The 588-nt window shown below is 51.5% G+C and carries 1 rRNA gene and 1 pseudogene; one reads left to right on the top strand and one right to left on the bottom strand.

Going from position 1 to position 588, the window contains the following annotated elements:
• A pseudogene (locus CSQ88_RS23120) lies at positions 1 to 266 on the top strand (IS3 family transposase); the annotation flags it as partial.
• A 225-nt stretch (positions 267 to 491) separates the two neighbouring features.
• On the opposite strand, the gene rrf reads toward CSQ88_RS23120, so the two are convergent.
• Positions 492 to 588: ribosomal RNA gene (rrf, locus tag CSQ88_RS22595) — 5S ribosomal RNA — on the bottom strand; the annotation flags it as partial.

Below are 588 nucleotides of genomic sequence, written 5' to 3'. Positions count from 1 at the left end.
CAAGGCAATGGGTCAGGCGCTTTGTGGATTGGTACAGCCATACGCACCGGCACAGCGGCATTCAATTCGTTACCCCGTCGCAGCGGCATCAAGGGCAGGACAAAGCGCTGTTAGAAAAACGCCATGCGGTTTACCAAGCCGCCCGCTTGGCGCGTCCAGAACGGTGGCGTAATGCGACGCGAAACTGGAGCTGGCAAGATGAAGTGCAATTGAACCCGGACCGGGCTATTGAGCCTAAAACAGGCGAGGAATTACAGGTCGCTTAAATCGTAAAAACATCTCAACTATTTTGACAATTACCGGTTACACCAAGAGATACAGACTGTTATCCACCGATTTAACCACCTCACCGCGTAACCCGACAACACGCGAACCACAGAAACTTGATTTTGTAGTTGCACTAACACCTGCATTTCTTGCGCCCAAAGCAAAACCCCCGCCTCTTTCGAGTACGGGGGTTCTGTTTACTACGTCTTTACTACGAATGGGGTGTCTGGCAATGACCTACTTTCACACAGGTAATCTGCACTATCATCGGCGCTAAGGTGTTTCACTGTCCTGTTCGGGATGGGAAGGAGTGGGACCACC

This window comes from Iodobacter sp. BJB302, assembly GCF_002735645.1.
In the GTDB taxonomy this organism is placed as follows: Bacteria; Pseudomonadota; Gammaproteobacteria; order Burkholderiales; family Chitinibacteraceae; genus Iodobacter.
The sequence above is the reverse complement of the archived record's forward strand: the minus strand, read 5'-3'. Positions and strand labels throughout refer to the sequence as shown.